Source organism: Vibrio sp. 10N.222.46.A1 (assembly GCF_041473595.1).
Lineage (GTDB): Bacteria > Pseudomonadota > Gammaproteobacteria > Enterobacterales > Vibrionaceae > Vibrio > Vibrio tasmaniensis_A.
Map to the genome: position 1 here is coordinate 1 of NZ_JBFRSN010000080.1, position 3,096 is coordinate 3,096.

The 3,096-nt window shown below is 43.7% G+C and carries 3 protein-coding genes; 2 read left to right on the top strand and 1 reads right to left on the bottom strand.

Features of this window, described 5'->3' with window-relative positions; translation table 11 throughout:
* Positions 1–146: 146 nt before the first annotated feature.
* On the bottom strand, positions 147–908 hold the full coding sequence (locus AB4496_RS03060; RefSeq protein ID WP_009848050.1) for a TatD family hydrolase: 762 nt from the start codon (positions 906–908) through the stop codon (positions 147–149).
* 208 nt (positions 909–1,116) lie between these two features.
* Here AB4496_RS03060 and hemB point away from each other — a divergent pair, with 208 nt between their 5' ends.
* Together hemB and AB4496_RS03070 are read left to right on the top strand one after the other, a co-directional pair.
* The gene (hemB, locus tag AB4496_RS03065; RefSeq protein ID WP_009848049.1) at positions 1,117–2,160 is read left to right on the top strand and encodes a porphobilinogen synthase; all 1,044 of its coding nucleotides are present in this window, start codon (positions 1,117–1,119) and stop codon (positions 2,158–2,160) included.
* Positions 2,161–2,241: 81 nt separating this feature from the next.
* Positions 2,242–2,682 carry a GNAT family N-acetyltransferase gene (locus AB4496_RS03070; protein ID WP_009848048.1) on the top strand — a complete coding sequence of 147 codons (441 nt, stop codon included), beginning with the start codon at positions 2,242–2,244 and terminating at the stop codon, positions 2,680–2,682.
* Positions 2,683–3,096: the final 414 nt, after the last annotated feature.

Genomic DNA, 3,096 nt, shown 5'->3' on the forward strand with positions numbered 1-3,096 from the left:
CACAATAAAAAAGCGGCCCGAGGCCGCTTTTTTATTGTGTCTGTTTATCGAATGTCGATTATACCTTCGTCATAAATAACGGGTTACGCTCACTTGTTTTAAAGCTCGATCACTGCGTTATTTCTGATGATTTACTGCGATTTATATTATAAACCAAACAGTAATTTAGCGTTGCTGGTCGTTATATTGTCGACTTCTTCAAGGGTCATTCCACGCAATTCAGCGATGCGTTTTGCTACCAATTCCGTGTAGGCTGGCTCATTACGTTTACCGCGATTCGGTGTTGGTGCCAAGTATGGGCAATCTGTCTCTAGAATGACGTAATTCATATCAAGATGTGGAATCACCTTGTCCATTCCTGAGTTCTTAAAGGTCGATACACCGCCTAAACCTAAGTGAAAGCCTAGCTCGTTGATCGCTTGAGCCTCCTCTAAGCTGCTGCCAAAGCAGTGGAATACGCCACGTAAGCTGCCGTCTTGTTCTTTACGAAGTAAGGCAAGTGTCTCTTCAATAGAATCACGAGTGTGGATCACCACTGGCAGATCGAGCTCTTTTGCCCACTGCAGCTGAGTCACGAAAGCCATCTCTTGTTCAGCCTTGAAGGTTTTATCCCAGTACAAGTCGATACCAATCTCACCCACGGCGATAAAGTCATGTTTATCAAACCAAGCTCGAATGGCTTTGAGGGTCTGCTCGATATTCGCATCCACATAACAAGGGTGTAAGCCCATCATTGAACGACACACATCAGGAAACTGAGCTTCCGTCGCTAACATGGGCTCGATAGAAGCTAAATCGATGTTCGGCAATAGAATGGTATCAATACCTTGAACCAGTGCGCGCTGCACGACTTGTTCACGGTCTTCATCGAATTCGCTCGCGTAAATATGAGCATGGGTGTCGATCATTATTTTGTCCTGAAAGCAGTCTTTACTGAGTTGTCATGAGTATACGGCAGTGTGAGGAGAAGGTCATTTTTTGCCATTTATCCCTGTTTTTGAGTGGGTTTTATATTTTACTGCTAGCGTCCTGAGCCATCAGTGATATGCTTTTGCCTGTATTTAGCACTTTTCATATCTAAGCATTTCGGTGCTTAGACTAGGCAAGGAGAATCTAGTGTCTGTTTCAATTCAAGGTCAATTCCCAGGTCGCCGTATGCGCCGTATGCGTAAGCACGACTTTAGCCGTCGCCTAATGGCAGAAAATCAATTGTCTGTGGATGACCTCATCTACCCAATGTTTATCCTGATGGGTAAAGACCGCCGCGAGCCTGTCGAGTCAATGCCGGGTGTTGAACGCTTGTCGATCGATCTGATGCTTGAAGAAGCGGATTACCTGTCAAAATTGGGTGTTCCTGCGATTGCTCTGTTTCCGGTCGTGAACCAAGATGCTAAAAGCTTATGCGCGGCTGAAGCTCATAATTCAGAAGGTTTAGTGCAGCGTGCGGTACGTTCATTAAAAGAGCACGTGCCAAATATGGGTGTGATTACTGATGTTGCACTGGACCCATTTACCACTCACGGCCAGGACGGCATCATCGATGAAGATGGTTACGTGATGAATGATGAAACGACTGAAGTGTTGATTCAGCAGGCGTTATCGCATGCTGAAGCCGGTGCAGATGTGGTTGCTCCGTCGGATATGATGGATGGTCGTATTGGTAAGATCCGTGAAGCGTTAGAGGAAGCGGGTTATATTCATACTCAGATTATGGCGTACTCTGCGAAATACGCATCGTGCTATTACGGCCCATTTCGTGATGCAGTCGGCAGTGCTTCGAACCTGAAAGGTGGTAATAAGAAGAACTACCAGATGGATCCAGCCAACAGCGATGAAGCGATTCACGAAGTGGCAATGGATCTCAATGAAGGTGCGGATATGGTGATGGTTAAGCCAGGCATGCCTTACTTAGACATCGTGCGTCGTGTGAAACATGAACTTCAAGCACCAACGTATGCTTATCAAGTGTCTGGTGAGTATGCGATGCACAAAGCAGCAATTCAAAACGGTTGGCTGAAAGAACGCGACACCGTTATGGAATCACTGCTGTGCTTTAAGCGTGCTGGTGCTGATGGCATTCTGACTTACTTCGCTAAAGATGTTGCAGAGTGGCTTGCTGAAGACAATGCACAAGCAGCCAAGCACTTAAAAGAAAAGTAACAACTTAACGTTAACTTAAGTGATATTCAGTAAAAGGGTTGGCCATTGTGTCAGCCCTTTCGCTTATGAGGATGGAAGAAGATGTCAGTCATAGTACGTGAAGGTTCACTGGGAGAGGTTGTGTCTGTTGTCGAGCAGATCTCTGAATTTGCTAGAAAAGAGAGTGTCGCTTCACTGGCAGCTCGGCTTGAAGGGAAAAAGAGCCTGATCTTAGTGGCTGAAGAGGCGAACGTGTTACTCGGCTTTAAAATTGGTTATGAGCTTAACTCAAATACTTTCTATAGTTGGTTTGGTGGTGTGTCACCGCTTGCAAGAAATAAGGGGGTCGCACAGGCTCAATTAGATGTTCAGGAGCAGTGGGCACAAGAGCGGGGTTATGAGCAACTGAAAGTAAAATCTCGTAACCAGTTTCCTGCGATGCTGTGTTTACTATTGAAAAATGGATATCGAATTGAAAAATTGGAAGAAAAAGAAGAGATTAATGAAAATCGAATCCATTTCGTGAAGCAATTATCAGCTTAATGATTTGCTTTATCGGGGTGATAAATCATTTAAAATGAATTTAATGAGATTTATTATCATTTAGTTGTTGACTATTAAATGAGAATCATTATTATTAACCCTGTCTTAGGGAATGAGGAAATGTTCACAAGGATGTTAAGTACTCAAGTATCAACTTGGTTACCCAACAGAATTCTCGCGAACTTGTACTAAGTTCTTTTTGACACGACATTGCTCACATTGCTTCCAGTGTAATTTATAGCTTTTAGGTAAAGCTGTGGTATTCAATTTGAATGGCTTTACCAGTTTTTGCTAGGCGACATCTTCGGGTGTCGCTTTTTTTATACCTCCAATTCAACAATATGCATATTTAGTGGCACGTTTTTTTATGAATAAAACGCCATCAGCATTCTTTTCCACAATGCAGGATCGTAA

Excerpts from the sequence above, each read along its gene's own strand:
- AB4496_RS03070 (WP_009848048.1), top strand. The coding sequence starts at position 2,242 with ATGTCAGTCATAGTACGTGAAGGTTCACTGGGAGAGGTTGTGTCTGTT.
- AB4496_RS03060 (WP_009848050.1), bottom strand. The coding sequence starts at position 908 with ATGATCGACACCCATGCTCATATTTACGCGAGCGAATTCGATGAAGAC.